This window comes from Dyadobacter sp. OTU695 (genome assembly GCF_038440355.1).
Taxonomy (GTDB): Bacteria; Bacteroidota; Bacteroidia; order Cytophagales; family Spirosomataceae; genus Dyadobacter.
The window spans coordinates 174,810-199,501 of the sequence record NZ_JASATN010000007.1 but is presented as its reverse complement, the minus strand read 5'-3'; the positions used below and the strand labels follow the sequence as shown (position 1 = coordinate 199,501).

27 protein-coding genes and 1 tRNA gene are annotated in these 24,692 nt (G+C 49.0%); 12 read left to right on the top strand and 16 right to left on the bottom strand.

Features of this window, described 5'->3' with window-relative positions:
• Window positions 1-37: 37 nt before the first annotated feature.
• Genes AAHB90_RS15560 through AAHB90_RS15540 form a run of 5 tightly spaced genes read right to left on the bottom strand, consistent with a single transcriptional unit; the run spans window position 38 to window position 2,410 of the window.
• Window positions 38-604 carry a DUF4256 domain-containing protein gene (locus AAHB90_RS15560; protein ID WP_342086132.1) on the bottom strand — a complete coding sequence of 189 codons (567 nt, stop codon included), beginning with the start codon at window positions 602-604 and terminating at the stop codon, window positions 38-40.
• A gap of 33 nt (window positions 605-637) precedes the next feature.
• Window positions 638-1,210, bottom strand: a complete 573-nt coding sequence (locus AAHB90_RS15555) for a YdeI/OmpD-associated family protein (protein ID WP_342086131.1) — start codon at window positions 1,208-1,210, stop codon at window positions 638-640.
• Between the two features lie 12 nt (window positions 1,211-1,222).
• Window positions 1,223-1,606, bottom strand: coding sequence for a DoxX family protein (locus tag AAHB90_RS15550; RefSeq protein ID WP_342086130.1), 384 nt, complete (start codon window positions 1,604-1,606; stop codon window positions 1,223-1,225).
• A gap of 6 nt (window positions 1,607-1,612) precedes the next feature.
• Window positions 1,613-2,080: an SRPBCC family protein gene (locus tag AAHB90_RS15545; RefSeq protein ID WP_342086129.1), complete on the bottom strand. Its 468-nt coding sequence runs from the start codon at window positions 2,078-2,080 to the stop codon at window positions 1,613-1,615.
• Between the two features lie 6 nt (window positions 2,081-2,086).
• Window positions 2,087-2,410: an ArsR/SmtB family transcription factor gene (locus tag AAHB90_RS15540; RefSeq protein ID WP_291044450.1), complete on the bottom strand. Its 324-nt coding sequence runs from the start codon at window positions 2,408-2,410 to the stop codon at window positions 2,087-2,089.
• A 131-nt stretch (window positions 2,411-2,541) separates the two neighbouring features.
• Between AAHB90_RS15540 and AAHB90_RS15535 the strand changes: the two genes are divergently transcribed.
• The 3 genes from AAHB90_RS15535 (at window position 2,542) to AAHB90_RS15525 (ending at window position 4,778) form a co-directional block, all read left to right on the top strand.
• Window positions 2,542-3,984, top strand: a complete 1,443-nt coding sequence (locus tag AAHB90_RS15535; RefSeq protein ID WP_342086128.1) for a sulfatase family protein — start codon at window positions 2,542-2,544, stop codon at window positions 3,982-3,984.
• Window positions 3,985-4,088: 104 nt separating this feature from the next.
• Window positions 4,089-4,271 (top strand): hypothetical protein, encoded by a 183-nt coding sequence (locus AAHB90_RS15530; RefSeq protein ID WP_342086127.1) that lies wholly within the window; start codon window positions 4,089-4,091, stop codon window positions 4,269-4,271.
• 9 nt (window positions 4,272-4,280) lie between these two features.
• A complete protein-coding gene (locus tag AAHB90_RS15525) occupies window positions 4,281-4,778 on the top strand; it encodes a hypothetical protein (protein WP_342086126.1) in 498 nt (165 codons plus the stop codon).
• Window positions 4,779-4,853: 75 nt separating this feature from the next.
• Here AAHB90_RS15525 and AAHB90_RS15520 read toward each other — a convergent pair whose 3' ends face one another.
• The 6 genes from AAHB90_RS15520 to AAHB90_RS15495 all read right to left on the bottom strand — a co-directional run bounded on the left by AAHB90_RS15520 (window position 4,854) and on the right by AAHB90_RS15495 (window position 10,925).
• Window positions 4,854-5,612 carry a type 1 glutamine amidotransferase domain-containing protein gene (locus AAHB90_RS15520; RefSeq protein WP_342086125.1) on the bottom strand — a complete coding sequence of 253 codons (759 nt, stop codon included), beginning with the start codon at window positions 5,610-5,612 and terminating at the stop codon, window positions 4,854-4,856.
• A 93-nt stretch (window positions 5,613-5,705) separates the two neighbouring features.
• Window positions 5,706-6,269: a Crp/Fnr family transcriptional regulator gene (locus AAHB90_RS15515; RefSeq protein ID WP_342086124.1), complete on the bottom strand. Its 564-nt coding sequence runs from the start codon at window positions 6,267-6,269 to the stop codon at window positions 5,706-5,708.
• Complete coding sequence (locus AAHB90_RS15510; protein ID WP_342086123.1) at window positions 6,269-7,417, bottom strand: serine hydrolase domain-containing protein; 1,149 nt, start codon at window positions 7,415-7,417, stop codon at window positions 6,269-6,271. Before AAHB90_RS15510 ends, AAHB90_RS15515 begins: the two co-directional genes overlap by 1 nt.
• Complete coding sequence (locus tag AAHB90_RS15505; protein ID WP_342086122.1) at window positions 7,414-8,616, bottom strand: acyltransferase family protein; 1,203 nt, start codon at window positions 8,614-8,616, stop codon at window positions 7,414-7,416. The genes AAHB90_RS15510 and AAHB90_RS15505 overlap by 4 nt, the downstream gene beginning before the upstream one ends.
• Before the next feature lie 265 nt (window positions 8,617-8,881).
• Window positions 8,882-9,553, bottom strand: coding sequence for a CAP domain-containing protein (locus tag AAHB90_RS15500; protein WP_342086121.1), 672 nt, complete (start codon window positions 9,551-9,553; stop codon window positions 8,882-8,884).
• A 199-nt stretch (window positions 9,554-9,752) separates the two neighbouring features.
• On the bottom strand, window positions 9,753-10,925 hold the full coding sequence (locus tag AAHB90_RS15495) for a PQQ-dependent sugar dehydrogenase (RefSeq protein WP_342086120.1): 1,173 nt from the start codon (window positions 10,923-10,925) through the stop codon (window positions 9,753-9,755).
• Between the two features lie 168 nt (window positions 10,926-11,093).
• On the opposite strand from AAHB90_RS15495, the gene AAHB90_RS15490 reads away from it, so the two are divergent.
• From AAHB90_RS15490 to AAHB90_RS15475, 4 genes are all read left to right on the top strand, one after another.
• The gene (locus tag AAHB90_RS15490; RefSeq protein ID WP_342086119.1) at window positions 11,094-11,600 is read left to right on the top strand and encodes a GbsR/MarR family transcriptional regulator; all 507 of its coding nucleotides are present in this window, start codon (window positions 11,094-11,096) and stop codon (window positions 11,598-11,600) included.
• Between the two features lie 55 nt (window positions 11,601-11,655).
• The gene (locus AAHB90_RS15485) at window positions 11,656-12,483 is read left to right on the top strand and encodes a hypothetical protein (protein ID WP_342086118.1); all 828 of its coding nucleotides are present in this window, start codon (window positions 11,656-11,658) and stop codon (window positions 12,481-12,483) included.
• Window positions 12,484-12,528: 45 nt separating this feature from the next.
• Window positions 12,529-13,098, top strand: a complete 570-nt coding sequence (locus AAHB90_RS15480; protein ID WP_342086117.1) for a Crp/Fnr family transcriptional regulator — start codon at window positions 12,529-12,531, stop codon at window positions 13,096-13,098.
• A gap of 87 nt (window positions 13,099-13,185) precedes the next feature.
• A complete protein-coding gene (locus AAHB90_RS15475; RefSeq protein WP_342086116.1) occupies window positions 13,186-13,701 on the top strand; it encodes a cupin domain-containing protein in 516 nt (171 codons plus the stop codon).
• A 5-nt stretch (window positions 13,702-13,706) separates the two neighbouring features.
• Here AAHB90_RS15475 and AAHB90_RS15470 read toward each other — a convergent pair whose 3' ends face one another.
• The gene (locus AAHB90_RS15470) at window positions 13,707-14,870 is read right to left on the bottom strand and encodes a DUF3095 domain-containing protein (RefSeq protein ID WP_342086115.1); all 1,164 of its coding nucleotides are present in this window, start codon (window positions 14,868-14,870) and stop codon (window positions 13,707-13,709) included.
• 226 nt (window positions 14,871-15,096) lie between these two features.
• Here AAHB90_RS15470 and AAHB90_RS15465 point away from each other — a divergent pair, with 226 nt between their 5' ends.
• A complete protein-coding gene (locus AAHB90_RS15465; protein ID WP_342086114.1) occupies window positions 15,097-16,443 on the top strand; it encodes a WG repeat-containing protein in 1,347 nt (448 codons plus the stop codon).
• Window positions 16,444-16,499: 56 nt separating this feature from the next.
• Here the strand turns inward: AAHB90_RS15465 and AAHB90_RS15460 are convergent, their stop codons facing one another.
• From AAHB90_RS15460 to AAHB90_RS15450, 3 genes are read right to left on the bottom strand one after another with little or no spacing between them, the layout of a single operon-like run.
• Window positions 16,500-17,729, bottom strand: coding sequence for an RNA polymerase sigma factor (locus AAHB90_RS15460; RefSeq protein ID WP_342086113.1), 1,230 nt, complete (start codon window positions 17,727-17,729; stop codon window positions 16,500-16,502).
• Window positions 17,719-18,072: a YciI family protein gene (locus AAHB90_RS15455; RefSeq protein WP_342086112.1), complete on the bottom strand. Its 354-nt coding sequence runs from the start codon at window positions 18,070-18,072 to the stop codon at window positions 17,719-17,721. Before AAHB90_RS15455 ends, AAHB90_RS15460 begins: the two co-directional genes overlap by 11 nt.
• A 12-nt stretch (window positions 18,073-18,084) precedes the next feature.
• Window positions 18,085-18,639 carry a dihydrofolate reductase family protein gene (locus AAHB90_RS15450; RefSeq protein WP_342086111.1) on the bottom strand — a complete coding sequence of 185 codons (555 nt, stop codon included), beginning with the start codon at window positions 18,637-18,639 and terminating at the stop codon, window positions 18,085-18,087.
• 354 nt (window positions 18,640-18,993) lie between these two features.
• On the opposite strand from AAHB90_RS15450, the gene AAHB90_RS15445 reads away from it, so the two are divergent.
• From AAHB90_RS15445 to AAHB90_RS15430, 4 genes are all read left to right on the top strand, one after another.
• The gene (locus AAHB90_RS15445) at window positions 18,994-20,313 is read left to right on the top strand and encodes an amidohydrolase/deacetylase family metallohydrolase (RefSeq protein ID WP_342086110.1); all 1,320 of its coding nucleotides are present in this window, start codon (window positions 18,994-18,996) and stop codon (window positions 20,311-20,313) included.
• A gap of 158 nt (window positions 20,314-20,471) precedes the next feature.
• A complete protein-coding gene (locus AAHB90_RS15440) occupies window positions 20,472-22,148 on the top strand; it encodes a selenocysteine synthase (protein ID WP_342086109.1) in 1,677 nt (558 codons plus the stop codon).
• Window positions 22,149-22,436: 288 nt separating this feature from the next.
• Window positions 22,437-22,520: transfer RNA gene (locus AAHB90_RS15435), tRNA-Leu, on the top strand.
• 43 nt (window positions 22,521-22,563) lie between these two features.
• Window positions 22,564-23,775, top strand: a complete 1,212-nt coding sequence (locus AAHB90_RS15430) for a tyrosine-type recombinase/integrase (protein WP_342086108.1) — start codon at window positions 22,564-22,566, stop codon at window positions 23,773-23,775.
• On the opposite strand, the gene AAHB90_RS15425 is transcribed toward AAHB90_RS15430, so the two are convergent.
• Window positions 23,776-24,678: a YEATS-associated helix-containing protein gene (locus tag AAHB90_RS15425; protein WP_342086107.1), complete on the bottom strand. Its 903-nt coding sequence runs from the start codon at window positions 24,676-24,678 to the stop codon at window positions 23,776-23,778.
• Window positions 24,679-24,692: the final 14 nt, after the last annotated feature.

The window sequence follows — 24,692 nt, the reverse complement described above, 5'->3', positions numbered from 1 at the left end:
TGCACAGGCGGGCCGTTCTTTATAGCAAAATATCTTGTCAAACCCTCAATGTACCGCGGAACCCTCTGGCAGCGTAGTACGATTCCGCACCGTTGTGATAGTAAAAAACTGTGTCGTACCGGCGATCGCAAAAAACTGCGCCGCCTAGTTTTCGGATACTGGCTGGGGTTTTGATCCAGCTGGATGTTTTGAGATCGAACTTTCCTAGCGTCTGCAAATGGCGGTACTCTTCTTCATCGAGGATTTCAATACCGATTTCAGCGGCAATATCCAATGCGGTATTCTCCGGTTTGTGTTCCTTTCTGAAATTCCAGGCGTCGCGGTCGTAGCAGAGGCTTCGGCGGCCTTTGGGGCTTTCCGCTACGCAATCGCAGAAAATGTATTCGCCGGTCTTCTCGTCGAACCCGATCACATCCGGTTCGCCTCCGGTGAGCTCCATCTGGTCGAGCGACCACAATTTTTCACTTTTACCATTTAGCCTGGCCTCTACATCGGGCCATTTAATACCCTCGTGGCGGATTTTGTTTTTTTCAAAACGGGTCTTCAAAGTTTTAAACAGCTCGTCGCGCCCTTCCGCCGACAGCTCTTTTTTATCAATGGCCATAATATTGCTTCTTTTAATTAATTCATAAAAACGCTAGTCATTCAAACCCTTACCATTCAGGATCCGCTCTATGTTTTTTTCAATGCGGAACTGTCGGGTCTGGGATTGCTTGGGAGCGGAAAAATAAATGATATATGCCCGTTGCCGTCCGGGCGTCAATGCGTCGAAAGCCTCTTTCAATGCAGGGATTTCATCGAATGTGTCCCGCAATTCAGCAGGTGCCGGCAATGATTTATCGACTTCCACCTTCAAACCCGACTGCTCAGCCGCAACGGCTTCGCGGATGTACGCTTTGAGGACCGGTTCCAATGCAGCGACATCCTCAGCGGTGGCAAAGCGTATCTGCCTGCCTACTTTGGTATTTTCACCGGTTTTGATCAGCACGTTTTCAGGATCGCTCAGCAGGTAACCTTTCATGAACAGCAGTGCACAGTACGCCTTGAAACCCTGGATGACGACGATATTGGTGCCTTCAAACGAATAGCACGGCTTTCCCCATTTGAATTCCTCCGTCAGCCCGCAATCCATAGCGATCGTTCTCAATTGCTCTATTATTTCCCGCCACTGCCTGGCCTGGACTACATATGCATCGACTTTGGCATTCATACTTATGCGCATTTATATTTGAACAGGAATCAATCTTCTGCTTGCTGGCCGGAAATACCAGGATATCACCGTCAATACGAGTAGCAAAAGCGGTGGCGCCACCTCGCTAATTGGGTCGCCGAGCACCATATGCGAGACGATCGCGCCCGTCATGCAAAAGAAAAATCCGGCGTAGGCCCACTCTTTTATAAGCGGGAATTTAGGAATAAGTACTGCAATCACACCCAGAATTTTCCAGGCGCCGATGATCGTCAGCAGGTATTCGGGATAGCCCAGGCCGGCAAACATATCCACTTCTTCCTTCGTTTTCATGAGCTGCACAATGCCCGTTGAAGCCATTCCAAGCGCAAGCCAGGCGGTGAAAATCCAGTAAATAATTCGGTTTCTCTTTTCCATCGCTATTTAAATTAATTGTTTAACAACTTGTTCCAACCTGTTGTGCGCCATATTGATACCCTGGGCAAAGGGCAATTTCAGCATTTCCTCACGGTCTGCCGGCGACTTGTAGACGATCTGCATCGTAAGCTTACTGGTCTCGTCGGTAAGTCTTTCAAAAACCAGAAATTCCAGTTGCACCGGGAATGGCGTGTTTTCCATCTGAAAAGTACGTGTGATCTTCTTTTCAGGCTCAAACTCGTGAATCACACCATTAGCCCTGAAAACGACATTGCCCTGTGCGTCCGACGTCTCGAACTGCCATCCGCCATGGGGTTTGTTTTCAAGTTTCAGCACCTTGGTACCCATCCATTGCTCCACGATCTCCGGCTCCTCGTACGCCTTGAACAGCAGTTCCAGCGGCAGGTCAAACTCGCGGGTAATGACCACGTCCTGCCGGCCGTTTTCAGCATTGATTTTCGTTTTCCGTTCCATGTTCTGTTATTTTTTGGATTGATAGTTTTTCATGATGGATTCCAGCTTGTTAAACCGGTCGTCCCACATTTGCCGGAAAGGCTCGATGAAGTCGGCGATCTCTTTCATTTTGTTGGGATTTAAGTGATAGTAAATTTCCCGGCCGGTCTGCTCCTGTTTGAGCAGCTCGCATTCGGTAAGAATGGCCAGGTGTTTGGAAACCGTCGGTCTGGCCGTATCGAAGTTCGAGGCGATCGCCCCTGCTGTCAGGGATTGTGACGCTAGTAACAGCAAAATCGCCCTTCTGGTGGGATCTGCTATGGCTTGAAATACATCTCGTCTCAGGTTCATTGCGTAGTTATTTGGCTACGAATTTATATGTAGCCACTTAACTACGCAAATTTTTTATGGTTTTTTTTGAAAAATTAATAGATAAACCTCTTTTTGTGAGCGTATCGGGCATTTAAGCTAATCTCAAAAATATGGCGCGCCGTTTTCTGTTGCTGACTGCATTGCTTTTTTCCGGCCTCGTCACCTACGCGGGCAAGCCTGTGAATATCATCTTCATCATCGGCGACGATATCAGCTGGGACGATATCGGCGCCTATGGCAACGGAAAGGTGAAAACTCCCAATCTCAACCAACTCGCACGCGAGGGCATCAAATTCACCAATATGTTCCTCACATCCAGCTCATGCAGCCCGAGCCGCACCAGCATTCTCACGGGCCGCTACCCACACAATACCGGTGCCGCCGAGCTGCATTCACCGCTCCCGGCACATTTGAAATACTTTCCTGAACTGCTTAAACAGAAAGGATACTTCACCGCATTGGCTGGGAAATGGCACGAAGGCCCCAACACGCGCCGGGCCTACGACACGCTGCTCGTCGACCAGGTGCAAAACGGTGAAGGTGGCGAAGTGCAATGGGTTAATCTCCTGAAATCCAGGCCAAAAAACAAGCCGTTTTTCTTCTGGCTATCGCCCTATGACGCGCACCGGCCCTGGTCGGCCACCACCAACGGCCCGCAGCACGACCCCGCCCGCGACGTGGAAGTGCCGCCTACGCTCGTGGATACGCGCGAAACGCGGCAGGACCTGGTAGCCTATTACAATGAAATCGCGCGACTAGATCATTATGTAGGAGAATTGGAAAAGGAACTCGCCGCGCAGGGACTTTCAGAAAATACCCTGATCATTTTTACCGCAGACAACGGCCGTCCGTTTCCAGGCAGCAAAACCCGGCTGACGGATGCCGGCATTAAAACGCCGTTCCTGGTCAAATGGCCGGCGGAGATCGGGGCCGGGCAAACCTGCCAGAGCCTGGTCAGCGCCGTGGATATTGCGCCTACCCTGCTCGCATTGGCGTCTATCGATGCGGGTCCGACATTCCAGGGAAGAAGTTTCGCGCAACTGCTCAAAGATCCCTCCCGCGAATTCAGGAAATACATATTTGCCGAACACAACTGGCATGATTATGAGGCTTACGAACGCGCTGTACGTACGAAGGAGTTCTTGTATATTATCAATAAAAGGCCCAAACTCGACAATGGCGGGCCAATAGACGCCAACCAAAGCCCCTCGGCCAAAGCATTAAAAGCCGCACGGAAAACAGGCAAGCTTAGCCCGCTGCAAGAAGACGCATTTAAGGTACCACGGGCGAGCGAAGAATTTTTCGATAACTTCAAAGATCCTGCACAAATAGAGAACCTGATAGGGAACAATATCTATTCCAAACAAATCCGGACATTGAAAAAGGTACTCGCTCAATGGCAAAACGACACCGGCGACACGACACCCGAAAACCTAACCCCCGACTGGTACGACCGCGAAACCGGCGAAGCATTACCCGCGAAAGACAAACGCGGCGAAATGCCGGGCGCCGCAAAGCGCGCTGACCGGATGAATGCGAAAGGGCCGTTTTAAATTGTTAACCTGTCATTTCCACAAACCCGGCACACATGATATTTAGATTTGATAAACCAGATTCGTATATTTCTGTGTTTCTGTAACAAAATAAGGACAGCTAAATGAAAAAGTTAGAGAAATACAGCAGCTTCGACGAATTGAAAGAAAATTCCACGACCGGAACTGCTAGCAATGCCGTGCTTATGGAACGTCAGAAAAAATTTGAAAACTTCATCCATTTTCTGAGGGGTGACAGCGCCAGTGAACAAGCGCCTGTCGGAAAGAAAGTAGCGCAAGCCAGATAAATCTGCATTATGAGTAATGCCGCCTCATTCCAAGATGTTCTATCGACGCTAAACAAGCACGAGGTGGAGTATCTGGTGGTCGGCGGAGTTGCGGTGGGTTATTATGGCTACATCAGAATGTCGATGGCCAGTAATGGGCAGTTTGTAGATGAACCGGACCTGGATATCTGGTACAATCCGACATATTCTAACTATTATCAGTTATTAGAGGCACTGGAAGGTATCAAAATCGACGTAACCAGGCTTAAAGCTGAACAAACTCCCGATCCTAAACACTCATTTTTACGGTACAAATTAGACGACTGCACATTAGATCTCCTTCCGCAAATTAAAGCACCCATCAGATTTCGGGATGCATTTACCAGACGACAAGCTGTCAGTAGAAGCGGTTTAGAAATATCGTTGATAGGCCTGGAAGATCCGATAGCAGATAAGGAAGCCTCTGGTCGGCCGAAGGATTTGGTGGATATGGTGCATTTGAAAAAAATGTACTTCCCGCCCAAATAACAACTAATCAGGCATATTCTTCAAATGCACCAATTCCACTGCGCGGATATCGGCAAACTTTCCGTCTTTTAGCTCCTATTCTCCAAGAACCGCCAGGATTGCCGCCCCGACAGCTTTCGCCGACTGTGGATTCTGGCCGGTGATCAGCCGCTGGTCGGTGACGACGTGTGTTTGCCAGGGCGCCGATTTTTCGAATTTTGCACCGCGTTCGATCAGTTTCGATTCAAGGGCAAAGGGCACGACTTTCTCCATTGCCACTGCGGCTTCCTCTTCGTTGGTAAAAGCATTGATTTTCTTTCCGTTGACCAGATAACTACCATCGGAAAGCCTGATGTTAACCAAACCCGCCGGGCCATGGCAGACAGCCGCCACAACGCCATTTTGCTCGTAAATGCGGGCTGCGATAGCCGCGAGTCTCTCGTCGTCGGCCAGGTCCCACATTGCCCCGTGGCCACCGGCATAGAAAATCGCAGCGTAGCCTTTCGGATTTACCGCCTCCGGTGACAGGGTGTGCTCCACCTTATTGCGAGCGACCTCGTTTTCCCAGAATTTCTTGTTAACGGGGTCTGTCAGATCAAATCCGTCGACGGGCGCCTTGCCCCCTTTCGGGCTTACAAAATCGATTTCATACCCTGCGTCGCTGAGAACCTCCCACGGGTGCGATACTTCGCTGAGATAATAGCCCGTAGGCTCTCCGGTGTTACCTTTTGTGTCGTGGCTGGTTACCACAAAGAGAATTTTCTTGTCCATTTTTTGTCCTGTCTGGGCCATCGCCTCACCGTAAGAAGTCATTACAGTGGCAGCGATCGCGAGTTTTACCAAAGCGTTTGCCATGTTTTTTTGAATTGTTTTAACAATGCAAAATTGCAGCCATGGCGCCGGAAGCGACAGGAACTACATCACGAGTTTGGTGTGATGTATGTCACACTAGGAAGAGAGGCGGCTTAGCGTTTCGCGGGATACGCCGAGATAAGCGGCAAGTAACGTTTTCGGCAAGCGTTGGGCAAGGGCCGGATACATTTGCAGCAATTCGTGGTAGCGCTCGGCAGCACTATTATTCATAAACGAAAGAATACGTCTTTGCAGGGCAACATAGCCCGCATTTGACTTCTTCCTGAAAAAATGCTCGATCTGGTGAAATTCACTGCAAAGCTTTTCCCTGTTAGCCAGAGACAGGCAAAGCACTTCCACATCTTCTACACAGGTAATGTCAAGTGTAGCGTCGGTTTGGTTGAAATAAGCCTGATAGTCAGATATCCACCAGTCTTCCATCGCCAGTTGAAGGATATGTTCTTTCCCTTGCTCGTTCACGAACGAGGATTTCAGAAGGCCTTTCACGACAAAAAAGTCGTTGCTGACAGGCGAGCCCTGCTGAACAAGAAACTGGTGTTTTCGAAATTTGCGGCTGGTAAAATGCGAGCTGACATGCGCGAATTCCCCGGGTGTAAGCGATATCAGCTTGCCAAAATGCTTTTGAAGTTCCTCAAACATCACATCTTTCTTCTCACCAGGTCCCGGAACGCCAGGTTGGTCAATATCGTTTTCTCGAAACCTGCCTGGGTGAAAATCAGGCCATAAAAGTTTTTCGACCGGTTTACCCATGCGTGGACGCCACGGGCGCTCAGGCAGGCAACTTCGGTAGATACCCCGTTCTGGATTTCGTACCGGAAAAGCCCCAGACCGTAGGTCGGATCGACCTTATTACTATTGTCTTGCTCCATGATGGCGATCGATTCCGGCTTTAAAACCCGCACGCCATTGTAAGTCCCCTTGTTGTAGATCATTGTCAGAAAACGCAGATACTCGTTCATCGAGCACTCGATACCGTAGCCCGGCTCGGGGTTCAGGGGATGGCCGGGGCTGTAAACAACGTCCTTCATTCCGCATTTGGACCCGATCCGCTCCTGGAAGATCTGCGCCCAGGTTTTCTTTTCAACGACCTCGGCCACGCGCGCAACTACCGCATAGGCGACGCTTCCGTATTGGGCTTGCTTGCCCGGCGTGAAAAGCAACTGCGTGCGGAGGGCGATACTATCGACATTCTGCGCCAGAGTGAGGTCGCTGCGACTGTCAAACCGCGATTCGACCAAAATACCCGAAGTATGGGACATCAGCTGCCTTAATGTGATGTCCTTTTTCTCGTTGTTGAAGGAAGGAACGTACTTACTGACCTTGTCATCGAGCGCCAATTTGCCAGATTCCACAATGCTCATGATCACCGCCGCCGTCACCGCTTTCGAGGCCGACATGATCGGCAGCCTCGTATCGGCATTGTATTGCCCCATCCGGAAACAAAATTCGGTCGTATCGCGGCGACCGATATAGACCATCAGGTTGTTATCGTAGTCTTTCGAATGAGCTCTGAGGAAATTGTAGAAATCCAGCCGGTTACGGTATTTGTAAGGAGACAGATCCGGAAGGTTACCTGCCTGTCCGTCCTTAAAGAAAATGCTTCTGATATCGCGGTCGGCGATGGGAATAGGAGTAGAATCGAGTTGAGAAAAACCACTTCCGGGACAGGTACTACACCCGGTATCCACGCCATCATCCGGGTCGTCGGGCAATGGCTGGGGAGTATTTTTTTGTCCGCAAGAAAAAACCGTAGTAAGAACTAATAGTAGTGTAAAAATTTGTTTCATGACCTGCTTACGTGCACAGAATTCGGAAATAGTTTCTTTCTGTAATTCATAAACGGCAATTCTACGAATTTGTACATTAAATAAGCTATTAAATAGATAAAAATATATGTCCCTGAAAATACAAGCCATTGCAATCCCGAAACAGCCGGGGTATTTTTCTCGTACCACTTAATGACAAAATCCAGGACCAGGAAATGCATCAGATAGAAAGAATAAGAAGTCTGACTGATGCTCGTAACGACTTTCACCAACGCATTGCCCGGCCGCGGGCATGAAACTGCGAAAGGCAACATCAACGCGAAAGTGAGACAAAACACCGGAAGCAACAGCACATCCACAAAGTAATTGATCTTGCTGCCTGCGATCGTATGCTGGATAATCTCAAAGCACAGCAACAGCAGCATTCCGCTCACTGCAAAGAGCCATACCCGGACTTTGTACGACAGATGGACGCTTTCGAGAACATAGGCGATGAGGCAACCGTAAGCAATCGCATCGATCCGGAACATGACCATCTTGCGCATGCTGTCCCAATCACCCGTAGGCGGAACAAAAGTCTTCCAGCTGGGCATCAGCACTTTTTTGCTTAACAAATGGGTAAACAGGTCCTGGTGGTACATCCAGTGGTAGACAGACTTTGTAAAAAGCCCGGTGGCGACAAATATGGCAATCGTAACCAGGTAAATGCGGTAGCGGCTTCCGCGGTTTCCTAAGATGCCCGCGACGGCAAGTAATATCAATGGGAAAGTCAGATAAAACCATTCTTCGACCGCGAGACTCCACGAATGCGGGAAAAAACCCTGAGCGGGAGTAAGCAGATTTTGCGCAAAAAACACATAGAAAATAATGTTGCGCATATCGGAATAAAAGCAATAATAAATCGCAAGTGCGAGTAAATAAGCGGGTAAAGTCCGCAGCCACCGGTTTACCCAAAAAACTTTAACCGCCTCCCAGCTAATGCCGGGTTGCAGTACCGTTCGTAATATAATACGGCCGATAAGGAAGCCGCTCAGCACAAAAAAAGCTTCCACACCAAGCCCCAGCCAACCGAACGGAAAATAATTATTGAGAGGATTCAATGGCATCGAATGGGAAAGGAAAACCATCAGAATCGATATGGCACGCATCAGGTCTAACCCAAAAATGCGTTCGGTGGTTTTCGCAACTTTCTTTCCTGATCGGGTAAAATTTTCTATCATTGAGTGGGGGCAATTAGGGCTTCCGTTTGAAGCCCGTAAAGGCAACAGAATAGAAGTCAAAAAACATTAAAGTTAGCAAACAAAAAGCTGACTAAACCTACCAGAAGTAAAGTCAATTTTAAAGCCAATTTGTTAAGACCACGCTATTTATCACACTATCAATAGGATTAGCGAGCTTATCTGTCTAATTAGACGGACACCTTTTTATTTATCGGTGTTGCATTCCTTAATATAATTGTGGTTTTATTTGAAAGAAGGAAGGGACTCAACGCTCTCCGCCGAAGTTCTGGACCAGGCTCGCGTAAGGTGCTTTTTTATGCAGATAGGGTTCGGGCGATAGCCTTGCAGCGCAGCCCAGGTAGGTATATGCGGGGTTCATCAGGTTATTCCGGTGGGGCGTTGAAGCCATCCATTGCTCCACTACAAACCTTGCGTAACCTGCATAAGTAAACGGATAACAGGGTTGATTATCGCTTTCGTTAAAAAATTCATATCGATTCTGGCGGCGGTTCCATCTGGCGATCATGAAATCACCACTTACAACTGTTTGATATTTGCCGATGTTTTCGGCGATGCGTTTAAATCTCTTGGTATACAATTCCACCCGGCGCTGAGCTGTGCGTTCGTACGGGCTGTATGGATTAGTATGGTTAAAAAACATGCGGTAAACCATCGAAGTGGCATGCCCCGATGATGCCAGATATAAACCAGGGTCATATTGAAATGCCGGCAAACCGTGTTTTTTCCTTACTTCGTTACTCGCATGAAAGATAGCCGCGTCCAGAAATAACGTATCCGGATTTTGCAGGCGGATCATTTCATTCGATTTTGACAAGGCAAAAAAACGGCTCTCTTCCAGCGCATAATACTGGCTTTTGTGCACGTCGAACCATAATTGTGAATATAAATAGAGAGCGAAAACGATCAAGGTTTCCATAGCGTTGAAAACGACTGCAATTATTTATAACAATAGCGATGGAAAATAATAATAAAATGATATTTAAAAAAATTTGCGGCGCAGGAATGCCGTAGCTGACTGCATTGATAAAATGCGAAACCTTTCGAATATGTTAAATATTCACACCGAATCAGGCGAGGGCAACGATTCTAAATCGATTTCAGCAGCAACCTAATCCTCAGGGCTTTGCCAGTTTCATGATCTTGCCGGTCGTGTAATTGCAGATATAAAGTTCATTCGACTGATCGGTGCCGAAGGCGGATATTTGCCCTACCCCTTCGGCAATAATGCTGTTTTGCACCGCTTTGCCATCTTTGGTTTCCAGCGCAAAAAGGCGTCCGCTCACATAGTCACCGAACACATATTTCCCTTCCAGCGCCGGTACCGCTTTTCCACGATACACAAATCCTCCGGTGATGGAATGCTCGCCGTTGGCTTGCGGCAGGTCGAGCACGGGATCAATGAGCCCTTCGGCTCCGCAATCACGCTTGGGATTGTAGCAATCGATACTTTCCTTTAAACGCCAGCCATAGTTGCCGCCTTTCACGATGATATCGATTTCCTCCCGTTTATTTTGCCCCACATCGCCCGCCCAAAGCGTGTTGGTAAGATCATCGAAACTGATCCGCCATGGGTTACGAAGGCCATAGGCATATATTTCTTCCCTGAACCCTTCCTTGTTCCCTGCAAATGGGTTATCGGCCGGAATTCCATAGTTCCCTTTCGTTTTACTGTTCACATCCACCCTCAGTATTTTGCCCAGCCATGCACTTTTGTTCTGGCCGTTGTTGCTCGGATCGCCCCAGCTTCCGCCGTCTCCGGTCGAAACGTAGAGGTAACCGTCTTTTCCGAATTTGACAGCGCCCCCATTGTGGTTATCGTAAGGTTGATCAAACGTAAAAAGTATGGTAGCACTGCCCGGGTCTGCACGGTCCGGATCATTGGCGCTCACCTGATATCGGACAATGGCCGTTTCCAGCTTACCGGAAACTTTTGTCGTGTAATTCAGAAAAAAATAGCCGTTCGTCTTGTAATCGAGATGAAAAGCAAGGCCTAATAGCCCCGCCTCGCCACCATAGCTGACCAACTTTTTGATATCGAGAAATACTTTTGATGACGAAGCAGAGACCGCGTTTTCAAAAACCCGGATTGTGCCTTCTTGTTCAAGCACAAAAAGGCGGTTCGTACCGTCGTTCGCATGCGTGAGATCCACGGGATAATCGAAATGCAGTTTTGGAAAAGCCTCCACCACCTTCACCGCGGCTTCTGCGCGAGGCTCACGCGGTTTGGAGGCATTAAAAGTAAATAGTAGCACAACCCCCGCGAGGCTGCTTATGATGATACGTTTCATGGCAAATCGGATTTGGAGTTATAATCGGCAGCATAGCTCCTGCCCGCTTTACAAGTCAAATGCATGCCAGATTTACTCCCAGCGACTGAAAATGCGGCGTCAAAACCACTCTACTATTTAAACTTTCGAAAAGTTTTGAAAGTTTAAATACATTATTATCTTTGAAGCATGGAACTCGAAGAAGCGAAACGGAAATTTATCGAATCATGGGGCAAATTGGGCTCGGAATGGGGCATTAACCGCACCATGGCCCAGGTCCACGCATTGCTCCTGATTTCACCCGACCCCCTTACGACCGAGCAGATCATGGAGACGCTGAGTATTTCCCGCGGTAACGCTAATATGACCCTGCGCGACCTAATCGGCTGGGGGTTGATCGAAAAACAACACAAGCCGGGCGAGCGCAAGGAATATTTCTTTGCCGACAAGGATGTCTGGAATATCGCTAAACAAGTAGCCAAAGAACGCCGTAAACGCGAACTGGAACCGGTTATCAAGGTCCTCGACGAACTGTCGAAGGTCACCGGCGACGCCGACGACCCAGAATTCAGCACGTTTAACAAGTCGGTCACAGACATCAACACACTGGCGAAAAACGTCGACAAAACCCTTGAAACGATGCTCGGCGCGGAAGAAAGTTGGTTTTGGGGAGGTATTTTCAAATTGTTCAAATAATATTTTTTTGAATTAAACTTTCATTTTTTTTGAAAGTTCAAAATATACTATACAAATGAAAACACTACACAACCACATCATCCTTTACGACTCCGAATGTCCGATGTGCAAGCTTTACACCAGCGCATTTGTCCGGAGTGGCCTGCTCGACGTTGATGGTCGGGAGGCATATCAGCAATACACCGGCGCAGCCTGCCCCAGCCTGGATTGGCAGCGGGCCGTCAACGAAATCGCACTCGTGAACAAGGCGACGGGCGAGGTAACTTACGGCGTAGAGAGTTTGTTGAAAGTGTGCGGGAATGCAGTGCCTGCGTTAGCGCCATTGTTTCGCTGGAAACCGTTCCTGTGGATGGCGCGTAAAACCTATGCATTCATCTCCTACAACCGCCGTGTGATCGTCCCGGCGCCGGTTTCTGAAAGTGATTTTGGATATCAGCCTTTCTTTCATATCAAGTATCGCATCGCTTGGCTGGTATTTGCCTGGCTGGTTACGTCGTTGACGCTGGGTGCTCATCCATGGCTGATCAGTGGCCGCACCGCTCAAAGCGTCATTGCGCCGGAGCTGATGTTGGGCGCCGGACATATTTTGTTTCAAGCTGCTGTAATCCTTTTGTACCAAAAACATAAAACGTGGGACTACCTGGGCAATCTGATGACGATTTCACTTGGCGGCTCGCTGCTTTTTCTGGTTTGTACGATGATTTGCGTTTGGTTCGAGCTCGGCTGGTACACGTCCGGGATTTGCTTTTTAGTGATTACGGCCCTGATGATAAGAAAACATTTGCGCAGATGTAAATTAATGGGAATAGGTTTTTTGCTAACGGGAACCTGGATTTTGTACCGGATAGTCATGGTCGCAGTTTTATTAAAGATCTATTCCTGAAATCAGTCGCGCAGCCTTATATTTCCGCCAAAATTGCTCAAAACAATGGAACAGCTCCGTGCGAAGTTCAAGACTTATGGCACGCTTTCGGAAGAAGCGATGGAGGATCTGTTGAAGCTGCTTCGGCCGCATTCATATGCGAAAGGCGATTATTTTTTGCAGGAAGGACAAATGCCGAAAAACATCGCATTCGTCGTCAAGGGGCTTCTTTCGCAATATTATGCCTCGCCGGACGGGGATATGGTTGTCAAAAAGTTCTTCCCGGAAAACCATTTTGCCGGTTCGCTGCCAGCCATGCTGACGCGCTCTCCCAGCATTTTCGCGATCAAAGCGCTCGAACCAACGGAAACATTGGAATACAATTTCTATGATTTCAAATCGCTTACTGAAAAGCATCGCGATCTTGCCGCATTCTATATCCGGTACATGGAGCTGCATTGGATCATCGAAAAAGAGCCGCTGGAAATCTCATTCCGGTACGACAATGCTAAAACGCGTTATGTCAATTTTCTGAAAGAATATCCTAATCTGGAACCGCGGCTCAAACAGCACGAAATAGCCTCCTACCTCGGCATTACCCCTACCCAGCTCAGCCGCATCCGTGCGGAAATGTAATTTTTCAAAGTCTCAACATTTGTAAATGCTTTCAGGTTTGGCGGACCCGACATTTGTCCTGTTCAAAACAAAACAATGACAGATGCTATGAAAAGCGAAGCCGATTTTCTCTCCGATACCCTTGAAAACAAAGCCGTTATGTTCGCCCCGGGCGAGGGTGAAGTACTTGCACTGGGTGGGAACAGTGTTACTTTAAAGGTGACCAGCGACCTTTCCAACGACCAGCTGGGCATTTACGAAATCAAGCTCTCGCCCTCAACGATCGGCGCCAGAATGCATTACCACCGGTTTATGGATGAGACATTTATCGTCCGCAAAGGCACCCTGACGATCGAGCTGACCGATGGCCCCATCCTCGCCCACGAGGGCGCGGTCGTGTACGTCCCGCGCATGACCCCGCACGGGTTTTCCAATCAATCCGCAGGCGACGTGGTGATTAACCTGATCTTCAATCCTGGCCAGCAACGGGAGGGATTTTTCCGCGGGCTCAAATCGATATTGACCGAGCCGGTGATCGATGCGTCGAAATACCTGAAATTGTATCAGAAATACGACAGCTTCCCCGTGGACGTCCAGAATATGCTGCCGGTCGGACCGTCATAATACCTCTAAGCTTCGGCATTGCGCAACTTTAGTTTCAGCATACCCGCCGCTTTGGTATAGCCTCCTTCCGCTCCATCGACGAAATGGATGTGGCCGTCTTTGAGGTCATGGACGTAGCACGACATGACAGATTCGCTGCTTACATGTAGCCCGTAAAGGATCTCGCGTGTTGCTTCCATGCCGTCAAGGGCATTTTGAAGCTGTTCGCGCTGCTGCGGCGTGCCGGTGATCACGGTGTTAATCTTTCCGTCGATCACCAGCGTATCCGACATTTCTACCAGACTATTGAGGTAATTCTTGCCGTGTGACGTGCGGAAATATACGTAACCGAAAAGCCACGCAATCCACGAGGCGGCAAGGCCCAGAATGCTCGTGCTGCCCTTCCTGACGAGCATTTCCATTTCCATTTTTTTGAATGTGGTTCTCCAAATCAGCCTGGGTACTGAGATAGGCTGCCGCCGCGGAAAGGGGCCGTAGATGCCATCGACATATTCCATTACCCTGGCAAATAATGCCGCCTGATTCTTTCCTGCAGGGGCGCACACCAGCAGCGTTACCACTTCCTGATCCATTTCGGGTGGGCCGATCTTATCCCAGCGGCATTGCATACCGCCCAGGTCGAGCTCGTCTTCCGGCTTCGGATCATAGTCGAACCGATATGCTTCGTTTTTCACCAGTTTTTCGGCACAATACAACCCGTCGCCGAGTATTACCGGAATCGAAAATGCGCCGGACACTCTCAGTTTACTTAGTTTGAGCTCGAAATTCTTGGCATAAATTTCAGTGACCGCAACAATCCCGATACGCAGGTCTAGCCCGAAGTTCTCTTTGGTATTATTCCGGAAAACAGCCAGCGCGCGCATAGCCTGGTCTGCGATCAGAGGCGGAACGATAAACGTCGCGCCGTCGCCGCCGAAAAAGAACGGAACGGTGATGCCTGCCTTGAATGCAATGTTGAGCACACTCACAATACTGCCCGTCGCGATGAAATTGACCGTTTCATGCATTCCGCCGGCAACAGCACCCGTCGAATTACGAATGTCGGTAATGACCACGTGCCACGACTCGGGCACATTGTAGAAGAGATGATCTTCCGTAAGCAGTTCGCCGAGCGAAATATGGTTGGCAGGCAAACGCGAATAAAATTGTTCGTTCCGGGCCAGCGACATGGTTGTTCGGTAAGTTCCAGGTTAAAAAGCGGTTCCCGATGGATGCCAGGCACGCATCGGGGTACTGAATTTAAAGCTAATTTCTCAAATAATTACCCGGTGGAAAATCGATTATCCTGGCAAGTTTTTGTTTTTTGCAGATTGAAATTGAATGCCTGCCGCGTTCCAGGCCATGCCGACAATATAATGCAATGGCCCCGACTAACCTGAAACCTGCGTTTTTTGAATGCTTCGACCGACTTTTTATCATCTTACACTCCTGTTCTTCCTGTTGCAATCGGCCTGGGCTGCGGCTCAGACAAAGCCTGCGACCAGCAAAACCTGGCTGAAAGAATACCATGACTATCGGCAATATGACGACATCTACGTTGTCAAGAAGGTACGCATTCCCTGCCGTTCTTACGAGACATTCATTACCGACAAAGATGGCCGGAAGCTCACGCACGCATACCGGGATATCGGCGACTTTGCCGAAGGAGTTGCCGAATTCGTGCCCATGGAGCTCAGCCCGGAAGGACATGGCCTGCACGGTTTTCTCGACAAGCGGGGAAAAGTGGTGATCGAACCCAAATACACCTCCACCGACCGGTTCCGCGATGGTAAAACCTGGGTTATATACCCGGCGGGCAAACATTACGGACTTTCCTACATCGACCTGACCGGAAAAGAGATTTACAGAATACCGATACAGCACTATGTCAATGATTACCTCATTAAGGATTCGGACATCGATTTCCTTTGCAACCAGGACACAAAAGAAGATGTGTTATGGTGGATAAAAAGGCCGATGGATTTCTTTACATTAAACTTCAATTTCAGCCGCTTTATAGAAAAGGAAATCAAAGCCTCAAAATTCATTTACCACTTCAAGTACCAGGGCAAATTCGGCATTATCGATAAAAATATGATGTTGAAAGTACCGGTATCGCTCAACGACATCGACCCCGAATATAAATATTCCGGCCAGGGAATGGAGCGCGTGCAATATGGCGATAAGTATGGTTATATCAGCCCATTCACCGGCGATCTCATTGTTCCCTTTGAATACACCGACACCCGCAAACCTACCAATGGTTTGTTTTGGGTTAAAAAGAATGGGAAATGGGGCTGTATCGATAAAACCGGCAAACTGCATATCCAACATTTGTATGACGAGGCCACCGGTTTCACTGCTGAAAACCGTTCTGCCGTCGCAATCAATGGCAAGTTCGGGCATATTGACAAATCTGGTAAAGTGCGGACCCCGTTAAAATATGATTTTGCCTCCTATTACAATCACGGCATCTCTATGATCCGCATCGATGATAAGTATGGTTATATGGATACCACCGGCCATTTCATCACCAAAATCATTTATGATGAAGCGCTTCCGTTCGATCGCATTACAACAACTGTCGAGCGTTCCTGGCTCCGTTTCGAGCTTTCACTCGACGGTAAGGAAAAATTCGTAGGCTTTTCTTACAAACTGAATGCGGTGTTTATTATCCTCGGCGTATTTATTTTTATCTGGCTGAATAACCTGCTTTATCAGCGGGTACTCAAAAAACGTATTGTGAAAGTGTCTAAAAAGTAGGCGTACTATTCAGGGAACGAGCACGATTTATTATTTAACATCCACTCTTACCAAGACTAGGACAACGCCATAATCCGCTTGCGAATCGCCTGCTGATCCGCTGCGGTCCTTGCCAACCGTAAAGCGTTTTGCAGGTTTGCCAACGCCTTTTCAGGATCGATTCCGTCATAGAGCTCCCCCAGTAGTGCAAAATAAAAATGGCTGTCTTCGAGCGCCAGAGCCTCTGTTTCGCGAATTGCTTCCGCTTTCCCTTTCCATTTGGACACCGCAAATGCCCGGTTGAGCGCCGCTACCGGGGAATAGTGGAGTTTTAGCAGCTGATCGTAGTAATATACGATGCTACTCCATTTCTCGGGGCTATCCTCTTTCCGGGTATGCCAGTATGCAATACCGGCTTCCATATGGTACCGCGACACCCGATCGCCCTTTGCCGCGGATTGCAGAAAAGCGCCCCCATTGCCAATCAGATCGGCGTTCCACAAGTCAGGGTCCTGTTCATCGTACAACACCAGCGCGCCTGATGCGTCGATGCGCGCGTCAAACCGCGAGGCATGAAAACACATCATGGCCATCAGCGCATTGACCTGGGGCCTGTTCGTCGCATTGTTTTCAAGCAGCATCGTACAGAGCCTCATCGCTTCCATACAAACATCCTTCCGAAGTGTATGATCCTGGCTGACCGAGTAGTACCCCTCATTAAAGAGCAGGTAAATAGTGGTCAGCACGGATTCCAGTCGCATGTCGATATCGGCCCGAGCGGGCATTTCAATACAAATGTTAGCCTCCCGGAGCCGCTCCTTTGCTCTGGTCAGCCGCTTATTGATCACATCTTTCGTTGTCAGAAACGCGTCTGCAATCTCCTGAATGCCAAAACCGCAAAGTATCCGCAGCGCTAATCCTACCTGCGACTCTTCCGATATAGCCGGATGGCACACAGCAAACAACATCTGCAACTGGCTATCGGTAATGCTCTCCTGGGTCAGCTCGACATGGAAGGCAGAATCCGTGCCGGCCTCAGTCAGGATCTGTGGCAAAACCTTCTCCTCATAAATCGACTGCCGGTGCAGATAGTTTTTCGCCTTATTTTTTGCCGTATTGTATAACCAGCCGGCGGGATTAGGAGGCAGTCCCTCGATACCCCATGCCTGTGTTGCCACAAGAAACGTGTCGCTCGCAATGTCCTCTGCCAGCTCTATTTCCCGGAACCCGAAATGCCTGCAAAGCACAGAAACAATCTTCCGGTACTCTGTTCTGAACAAATGCGGGATCAGCGGGTCAGTGTTCATGCACCGAAACAATTTTCCGCACCTCCACGCTGTTGCCTTCGCCGTTCAGGATCGGACATTGCCCTGCCAGCCGCACGGCGTCATCGAAACTCTCCGCGCGGATCACAATAAAACCCGCCAGCGACTCCTTCGTCTCCGCATAGGGCCCGTCCGTTACCACATGGTTGGGTTTAAGTACTTTCCCCTCTGTTGAAAGTCCCTTTCCACCCGCAAACTTTCCTTCCGCCACAATGCTGCTAACCCAGCTGTGATATTGCTTCATATATTCCTGCATTTGCTCAGGGGAAGGCTGCGCGTCTTTTGTCAAAAGATCAAGGCGCATTAGAATCAGGTATTCTTCCATGGTTCGTCAGGTTTAAATCATCTCATAACTTAGCAACACCACCCCGCTTTTAAACACGCGGTGATTAATCAGTTTCAGGTCCAGCTTCCGTGTCAGTCCCTGGAATGACGGCGTGCCTTCGCCGATCGCAACGGGATCGATCATAAACTGGTACTCGTCGATCAGGCGGGCTTCGGCGAGTTGGGCTATGATGCTGCCACTGCCCAGAATGGTCATGACTTTGCCGGGGATTGCTTTTAATTTTCGAACGGCTTCTACCAGACCGTCTTTGACGATTGTGGTGTTTTCCCAGTCGGCGCTTTCAAGGCTGGTCGAAAAGACGATCTTTTCCGATTCATTCATCCCTTTGGCCACTTCCGGCATGTTTTCGATGGCCATAGGCGTCGGCCAGAAGCTTGCCATCATTTCGTAGGTTACCCTGCCGAACAGCAGCGTGGCTTTCGCTTCGAGATTTTCGGAGGCGAATCCACTTTCTTCCTCGTCGTGCCGGTGCCAGCTGATATCGTTGTCCGGCCCCTTAAAGTAGCCATTGAGCGTCGTGAAATTGTAGGCAATGAGCTTTCCCATGATAGTCTGTTTTTGAGGTAAATACTGTTTCAACTAACCCCATTACAAACGGGATGCCGGAAACAGGACAGACGCGCCGCCTTTTCTTGCCCTAGCAGGTTCACGACGCCCTTGTAACCCAAAAAACGATCCATTGGTCAATTCTACCTGCGACGAAAAAAATACGACGCTTTGAGCTGGTTACCAGCGTAAAATAGGCGCCGTCGCTGCTTTTGTCAGCGTGTCTGGCCCATTGAAAATATTTACAGACCCATGATGGGGGTTTTGACATCAAATAAGTGTCCTCACCATATATGCAGCCTGTTTGCAATAGCATTGTACAGAAGCATTTATCTATCCTAAACCCTTAATATTATGAGCGTTTTCCACCTTACAGCCTTAGCGGTGCTTTGTATGCTGTGCCAACCGGCGCGGTCACAGGAAAAGAAATACAGCATCGTGATTAAAGGCGGGCATGTAATCGATCCCAAAAACAACGTCGACGCGATCATGGACGTAGCCGTAGAAGGCACGCCGGGCGGTGAAGACGGCAAGATCGCCGTAGTCGCCAAAAACATCGATCCGGCGCTCGCAGTGCAGGTCGTGGATGCCAAGGGCCTTTACGTTACCCCCGGGCTGATCGACATTCACGTGCACTTTTTCTGGGGTACGGATCTCAAAGGCACTTATCGCAACGGTCCGAACGGCCTGCCCGCCGATGGTTTTACTTTCCGTTCGGGGGTTACTACGGTTGTGGACGCGGGAAGCTCTGGTTGGAAAACCTTTGAAACCTTCAAAAAACAAACCATCGACCTCTCCAAAACGCGCGTGCTGGCATTTCTCAACATCGTGGGCGAAGGCATGGCAGGCGGAAAGTTTGAGAATAGCCTCGATGAAATGGACGCCAAAGCCACAGCCGAAATGGCCCAAAAGTATCCCGACGACATTGTGGGCGTAAAACTGGCACATTTCGTAGGCCACGACTGGACACCAACTGACCGCGCATTGGAAGCAGGCAAGCTTGCCAACATTCCCATTATGGTCGATTTCGGGAGCGCAAACCCGGTTTTACCTTTGGAAGAGTTGTATTTGAAAAAATTCCGCAAAGGCGACATTTACACGCACTGTTTTGGCGGCAACAGCAATAACAGCGGACGTGGCCGCGAGTCTATCGTCGACGTTTCAACCAATAAAGTGAAACCCTATGCAATCGAAGCACAAAAACGAGGGGTAATTTTCGACGTAGGCTTTGGTGGGGCGAGCTTCCTGTTCTCCCAGGGGCAGCCGGCGATCAAGCAGGGCTTCTACCCTAATTCCATCAGTACCGACCTGCATACCAGCAGCATGAACTCTGCAATGAAAGACATGAATAATATTATGTCGATGTTTATGGCCATGGGTATGGATTTCAAAAGCGTGATCAAAGCAAGCACGTGGAACCCCGCGCAGGAAATTCACCGCGAAGAACTTGGTAACCTCTCTGTCGGATCGCCCGCCGACATCGCTATACTGAACCTGCGCGACGGCAGCTTCGGCTACTATGCCCGCGATGGCAAAATCACCGGTAAAAAGCGTATCGAAACCGAAGCGACGATCCGCAGCGGCAATATCGTGTATACGCTCAATGCACGGGTGGAGCCTGTCAACTTGCCTCGTCCGGCCGCCGGCCCGGGCCAGGGAGCAGGCCCCAGGTAATTGTGCAGGAAGATATTTATTCAAGAAAAAGGGTATTTCAAAACGGATCAGGCATCCTTACAACATCACCTGACAGTGTCTGACAACACCTGACTATGTCCGGCCAATATCCTGACAACGCCCTTTAACCATTAAAACCCCCAAATACCTTAACACCAATGAAACGCAGAGAAATTCTCAAAGAGCTCACCATGATCCCGCTCGCAGGAGGCGTTCTGAGCACGTCGGCCGCCTTTGCCGAGAGCAGTAAACCGAAATGGTTTCAAAAGGCTTCGGCAGCTGTGTCGGCGCCAGGCCCGTTGAAGCCTGGACCGCAAATCTATCAGTCGATCGGTGTGGAGCCGATCATCAACTGCCGGGGGACATTCACCATTATCGGCGCTTCCATCGAACTGCCGGAAGTGCGTCAGGCGATGGAATACGCATGCCAGTATAATGTACAGATCGACGAGCTTGCATTTGGTGTGGGCCAGCGCCTGGCCGAAATCACCGGTGCTGAATGGGGCATGGTATCCTCAGGCTGCGCAGCGGGTATGAACGAGGTTACGGCGGGCATCATCGCCGGCGGCAATCCCGAAAAACTGATCCGTATTCCCAATCTGGAAGGTTTTGAAAAAACGGAGGTGATTATCCCCCGCTCCTCGCGCAACGTGTATGATCACGCGATCCGCAATGTGGGCGTAAAAATTATTACCGTCGAGACCATCGAGGAACTGAAAAAAGCGATTACCCCACGCACGGCGATGATTTATATGATGCCCGGCGACGAGCCATGGAGCGTAAAAAGTGTGGCTGACATTGCTAAACCGGCAGGTGTACCGCTTCTGGTTGATGCCGCTGCCGAGCGGTTGACAATCCCCAATATACACCTCCAAGCCGGTGCATCGGTAGTCGCTTACAGTGGTGGTAAAGTTATCCGCGGGCCGCAATGTGCTGGCCTCATGCTGGGCAGCAAGGACGTCCTGATGTCGGCATGGCAGGCCAGCGCACCGCATCACGGGCCTTGCCGTAATAATAAAGTTGGCCGTGAAGAAGTCATAGGTATGCTCGCAGCCGTGGAAGCATGGGCTACACGCGACCACAAGGCTGAAATGAAAATGTGGGTTTCCTGGCTGGATACCATCACCAAGAAACTGAATGGCATTCCAAGTGTGCAATTGGAGGTTCGCGAGCCTAAGGAAGGCGCGTTGGACAATGCAACTCCTACATTGACAGTCACCTGGGATCCAACTAAGCTTAATATCACAGGCCAGGAAGTAGCCGATGAGCTGCAAACCACCAAGCCGCGCGTAGCCGTTGGGACCGGCTTCCGCAGGGGTCAGGCAGCCACACAATCAGGCCCTCCTACCACCTCGATTACAATCGCCGCCTACATGATGGGCCCGGGCAACGACAAGATTGTGGCCGACCGCGTACATGAGATCCTTACCCGCAAGCGCAGCGCACCGAAAGCCGAGGCAAGCATGAAAGCGCCGACCGCCGAGATCGCCGGGCGTTGGGACGTGAGCATAGAATTTTACACCAGCACCAGCAAGCACACTTTCATTATCGAAAAACAGGACGGCAACTACCTGTACGGAACCCACAAGGGCGAATTCGACACCCGCGAGCTATTCGGTAACATCGATGGCGACGAGGTGCGCTTCCAGAGCCGGTTCAGCATACCCGGCGATAACCTGACAATGACATTCTACGGAAAACTCTCAGGAGATACTATTACGGGTGAAATTGATATGGTGGAATATGTAAATGCGAAGTTTATCGCCAAGAAATCGAGCTTCCCGAACAACCGCCAGCGAATCAACATCCCCGCCGGCCGGCCGTTATCGACCTAGGCCGTCGAGTTTCACATAACGATCATTAACATAAAAAGCCTTGGATCAATGCCAGGGCTTTTATGCTAATTACTAAATCTAAAATTTTCAATATCCCGAAGCCTTCGCAGCACGAAAGGCTGAACACGCTGATCTGTCGGGCACTAACCCGTTTTCGCGCCGTGAAACTACGACCAAATCGCACAAATGCGAAGATTTTTTTGCGCAAAACGTCCTATTTCCTCAAAAAAATCGACGCACAACTCTTGCGCTGTATCATTTAAATACTACTTTTGCATCACGATTGACGGCCAGGTGGTGGAATTGGTAGACACGCTACTTTGAGGGGGTAGTGCCCGTTCGGGTATAGGAGTTCGACTCTCCTTCTGGTCACATTGTAAAAAGTGCGTTTATGAGCTGTAAACGCACTTTTTTTATGTCTGAAAATTCAAAAACGGCTCTCGGGACAATTTCGGGACAATTTTTAGCAAAGAAATATGAGCTGGAATTATCCCAGGAAAGGGTCTTTCCCTTCGAGCCAGCCGAACTAAAAAGGCCCAAAAACTCGACCTGGTACGTACAGTACTACGTGTATTCAGACAAAGATCAAAAACTAAAAAGGCGGAAAAAGTTAGTACCCGGCGCGACCCAAAAAGAGCGGAAAGAAAGCGCCCTTAAAATGATTGAGGAAATTAATACAGTGTTGAAGGCAGGCGGGCATATAGACCCGGTAAAAAAACTACGTGAAATTGGTCAAATGCCGTTAGTGGTAGCCCTCGATCAGTTTATGGCCGATAAGAAACGGACGCTAAAACCGCAATCGGTCAGTACTTACGAAAAGTGGACAAACTATTTTCTGGATTTCCTGGAAGAATATAAGTTAATGAACCTGAATATCCAGGAATTCAGTAACGAGCATGCGGCGGATCTCCGCTCCCACGCTTTGGAAACACTGAACATGGGCAATAAGACTTACAACACGTACAAAGGCTTTGTCAGCGGGTTTTTCATTTATAGCAAGCCGATTTATAAGCTTACGTCTAATCCCATTTCAGAAACCCTTTTCAATCTCAAAACCAAAACGAGCAAGCACATCGCCTACAACACCGCCCAGGTTGCAGAATACAAGGCCAAATGTGACGAATTGGAGCTGCCCGAACTATGGTTTTTCGTCCGCATGATTTATTACACCTTTTGCAGGCCCTGGGAGGAAGTGCGCAAAATGCAGGTTGGTGATATAAAGGACGATCATATTATCATTTATGCCGACACCTCAAAAACAAATCACCGATCGGTAATGATACCGCCCGGTCTCGAGGCAATTTTTAAAGAATGGAATGTCCGTGATTATCCGCCTCATTTCTACCTGTTTTCTCACGGCTATAAGCCTGGGAAAACGCTGGTTAGCCATAATTTTTTCTACGACAAACACCGCAAAGTGTTGGAAAAAATGGAACTGGAAAAGCAGGGTTATGACATTTACGGATGGAAACACACCGGCGTAATTGCACTTTACAAAGCAACGAAAGACCTTATGCTGGTGAAAGAACAATGCGGCCATTCCGATATTAGCCAAACGGTGCAGTATTTGCGGGATCTCGGCGTATTTCACTACACCACCGGAATAAATCTATTTCCTGAAATCTGACTAAGCCTGGCGATTAGTTCCTACTATTGCCGGCGCCGTATTTGTAAACAGCAAATAACCGCTTTGGGCCAGTCCCACCACTCGTGTCCCATCATGCCGACGCCGCGTGACCACATATCCATCGTGTTGCAGGCTAAGCACCTCCGAATCGATGTGATGAGCTGGGACGTCAAACTTCCTTGCAAGCGATGTAACTGAACGAAATGCATACGTTCTGTTTGAGAAAAGTTCATATAAAATATTTGCACCCAATTCACCAAACTGCACTGAGAGGTGTGCTAGAAGTAATTCTTTGGGCCATTTTAGCTCACTGTCTGGGTGGTGATCATTTTTCTGCTTGCCGATTGTGTTAACTGAATTCGGCTTTGCCACATCGCCCTCTTCTTGTTCAGGAACTTCTACCGTTTCGGGAGTCCGCTCTTGAACTGGTTCTGCTACCGGTTGATCAGTACTTGCGTCAACAAGCACATTCAGTGCAGCTTGTGTTTCCTTAGCTTCTTCGTCAAGCTCCTTGCTCTTTCTAGTTAGTTCCGTGCTCTGTTTACCTAGTTCAGATATTTGTTGCAATAGTCGCTCCCCCATAGACTCGATGAATTTTGGAGCAATTATGGCAGCTACCAAGCAAAAACTTACGAAGACAAGTAATTCGTGTAAGTTTTTTGCGCTGTTTACGATGATGCTGCTAGCGATCATTTGGAGAAAAAGTGGCACAATAAAAGTAGCCGCCACACCGCTACAAACGCTCCTCCAAAAAATCCACTTGGGGCTAATTTTTGCTTTATCATCCGCTGGAATGGAAGTGTAAAGGCCCAAAAAGTGGACAACACCACCAAAGATTCCTGAAATAACCATGATGATTATCAGAACTCGTAAGTGGTTCAAGTCTTGCAAAGATATTTCCATATTGCAATTTTTTG

Bases quoted from the DNA above. Each gene is read 5' to 3' on its own strand.
- AAHB90_RS15560 (WP_342086132.1), bottom strand. From the start codon at position 604: ATGGCCATTGATAAAAAAGAGCTGTCGGCGGAAGGGCGCGACGAGCTG.
- AAHB90_RS15555 (WP_342086131.1), bottom strand. From the start codon at position 1,210: ATGAATGCCAAAGTCGATGCATATGTAGTCCAGGCCAGGCAGTGGCGG.
- AAHB90_RS15550 (WP_342086130.1), bottom strand. From the start codon at position 1,606: ATGGAAAAGAGAAACCGAATTATTTACTGGATTTTCACCGCCTGGCTT.
- AAHB90_RS15545 (WP_342086129.1), bottom strand. From the start codon at position 2,080: ATGGAACGGAAAACGAAAATCAATGCTGAAAACGGCCGGCAGGACGTG.
- AAHB90_RS15540 (WP_291044450.1), bottom strand. From the start codon at position 2,410: ATGAACCTGAGACGAGATGTATTTCAAGCCATAGCAGATCCCACCAGA.
- AAHB90_RS15535 (WP_342086128.1), top strand. From the start codon at position 2,542: ATGGCGCGCCGTTTTCTGTTGCTGACTGCATTGCTTTTTTCCGGCCTC.
- AAHB90_RS15530 (WP_342086127.1), top strand. From the start codon at position 4,089: ATGAAAAAGTTAGAGAAATACAGCAGCTTCGACGAATTGAAAGAAAAT.
- AAHB90_RS15525 (WP_342086126.1), top strand. From the start codon at position 4,281: ATGAGTAATGCCGCCTCATTCCAAGATGTTCTATCGACGCTAAACAAG.
- AAHB90_RS15520 (WP_342086125.1), bottom strand. From the start codon at position 5,612: ATGGCAAACGCTTTGGTAAAACTCGCGATCGCTGCCACTGTAATGACT.
- AAHB90_RS15515 (WP_342086124.1), bottom strand. From the start codon at position 6,269: ATGTTTGAGGAACTTCAAAAGCATTTTGGCAAGCTGATATCGCTTACA.
- AAHB90_RS15510 (WP_342086123.1), bottom strand. From the start codon at position 7,417: ATGAAACAAATTTTTACACTACTATTAGTTCTTACTACGGTTTTTTCT.
- AAHB90_RS15505 (WP_342086122.1), bottom strand. From the start codon at position 8,616: ATGATAGAAAATTTTACCCGATCAGGAAAGAAAGTTGCGAAAACCACC.
- AAHB90_RS15500 (WP_342086121.1), bottom strand. From the start codon at position 9,553: ATGGAAACCTTGATCGTTTTCGCTCTCTATTTATATTCACAATTATGG.
- AAHB90_RS15495 (WP_342086120.1), bottom strand. From the start codon at position 10,925: ATGAAACGTATCATCATAAGCAGCCTCGCGGGGGTTGTGCTACTATTT.
- AAHB90_RS15490 (WP_342086119.1), top strand. From the start codon at position 11,094: ATGGAACTCGAAGAAGCGAAACGGAAATTTATCGAATCATGGGGCAAA.
- AAHB90_RS15485 (WP_342086118.1), top strand. From the start codon at position 11,656: ATGAAAACACTACACAACCACATCATCCTTTACGACTCCGAATGTCCG.
- AAHB90_RS15480 (WP_342086117.1), top strand. From the start codon at position 12,529: ATGGAACAGCTCCGTGCGAAGTTCAAGACTTATGGCACGCTTTCGGAA.
- AAHB90_RS15475 (WP_342086116.1), top strand. From the start codon at position 13,186: ATGAAAAGCGAAGCCGATTTTCTCTCCGATACCCTTGAAAACAAAGCC.
- AAHB90_RS15470 (WP_342086115.1), bottom strand. From the start codon at position 14,870: ATGTCGCTGGCCCGGAACGAACAATTTTATTCGCGTTTGCCTGCCAAC.
- AAHB90_RS15465 (WP_342086114.1), top strand. From the start codon at position 15,097: ATGCTTCGACCGACTTTTTATCATCTTACACTCCTGTTCTTCCTGTTG.
- AAHB90_RS15460 (WP_342086113.1), bottom strand. From the start codon at position 17,729: ATGAACACTGACCCGCTGATCCCGCATTTGTTCAGAACAGAGTACCGG.
- AAHB90_RS15455 (WP_342086112.1), bottom strand. From the start codon at position 18,072: ATGGAAGAATACCTGATTCTAATGCGCCTTGATCTTTTGACAAAAGAC.
- AAHB90_RS15450 (WP_342086111.1), bottom strand. From the start codon at position 18,639: ATGGGAAAGCTCATTGCCTACAATTTCACGACGCTCAATGGCTACTTT.
- AAHB90_RS15445 (WP_342086110.1), top strand. From the start codon at position 18,994: ATGAGCGTTTTCCACCTTACAGCCTTAGCGGTGCTTTGTATGCTGTGC.
- AAHB90_RS15440 (WP_342086109.1), top strand. From the start codon at position 20,472: ATGAAACGCAGAGAAATTCTCAAAGAGCTCACCATGATCCCGCTCGCA.
- AAHB90_RS15430 (WP_342086108.1), top strand. From the start codon at position 22,564: ATGTCTGAAAATTCAAAAACGGCTCTCGGGACAATTTCGGGACAATTT.
- AAHB90_RS15425 (WP_342086107.1), bottom strand. From the start codon at position 24,678: ATGGAAATATCTTTGCAAGACTTGAACCACTTACGAGTTCTGATAATC.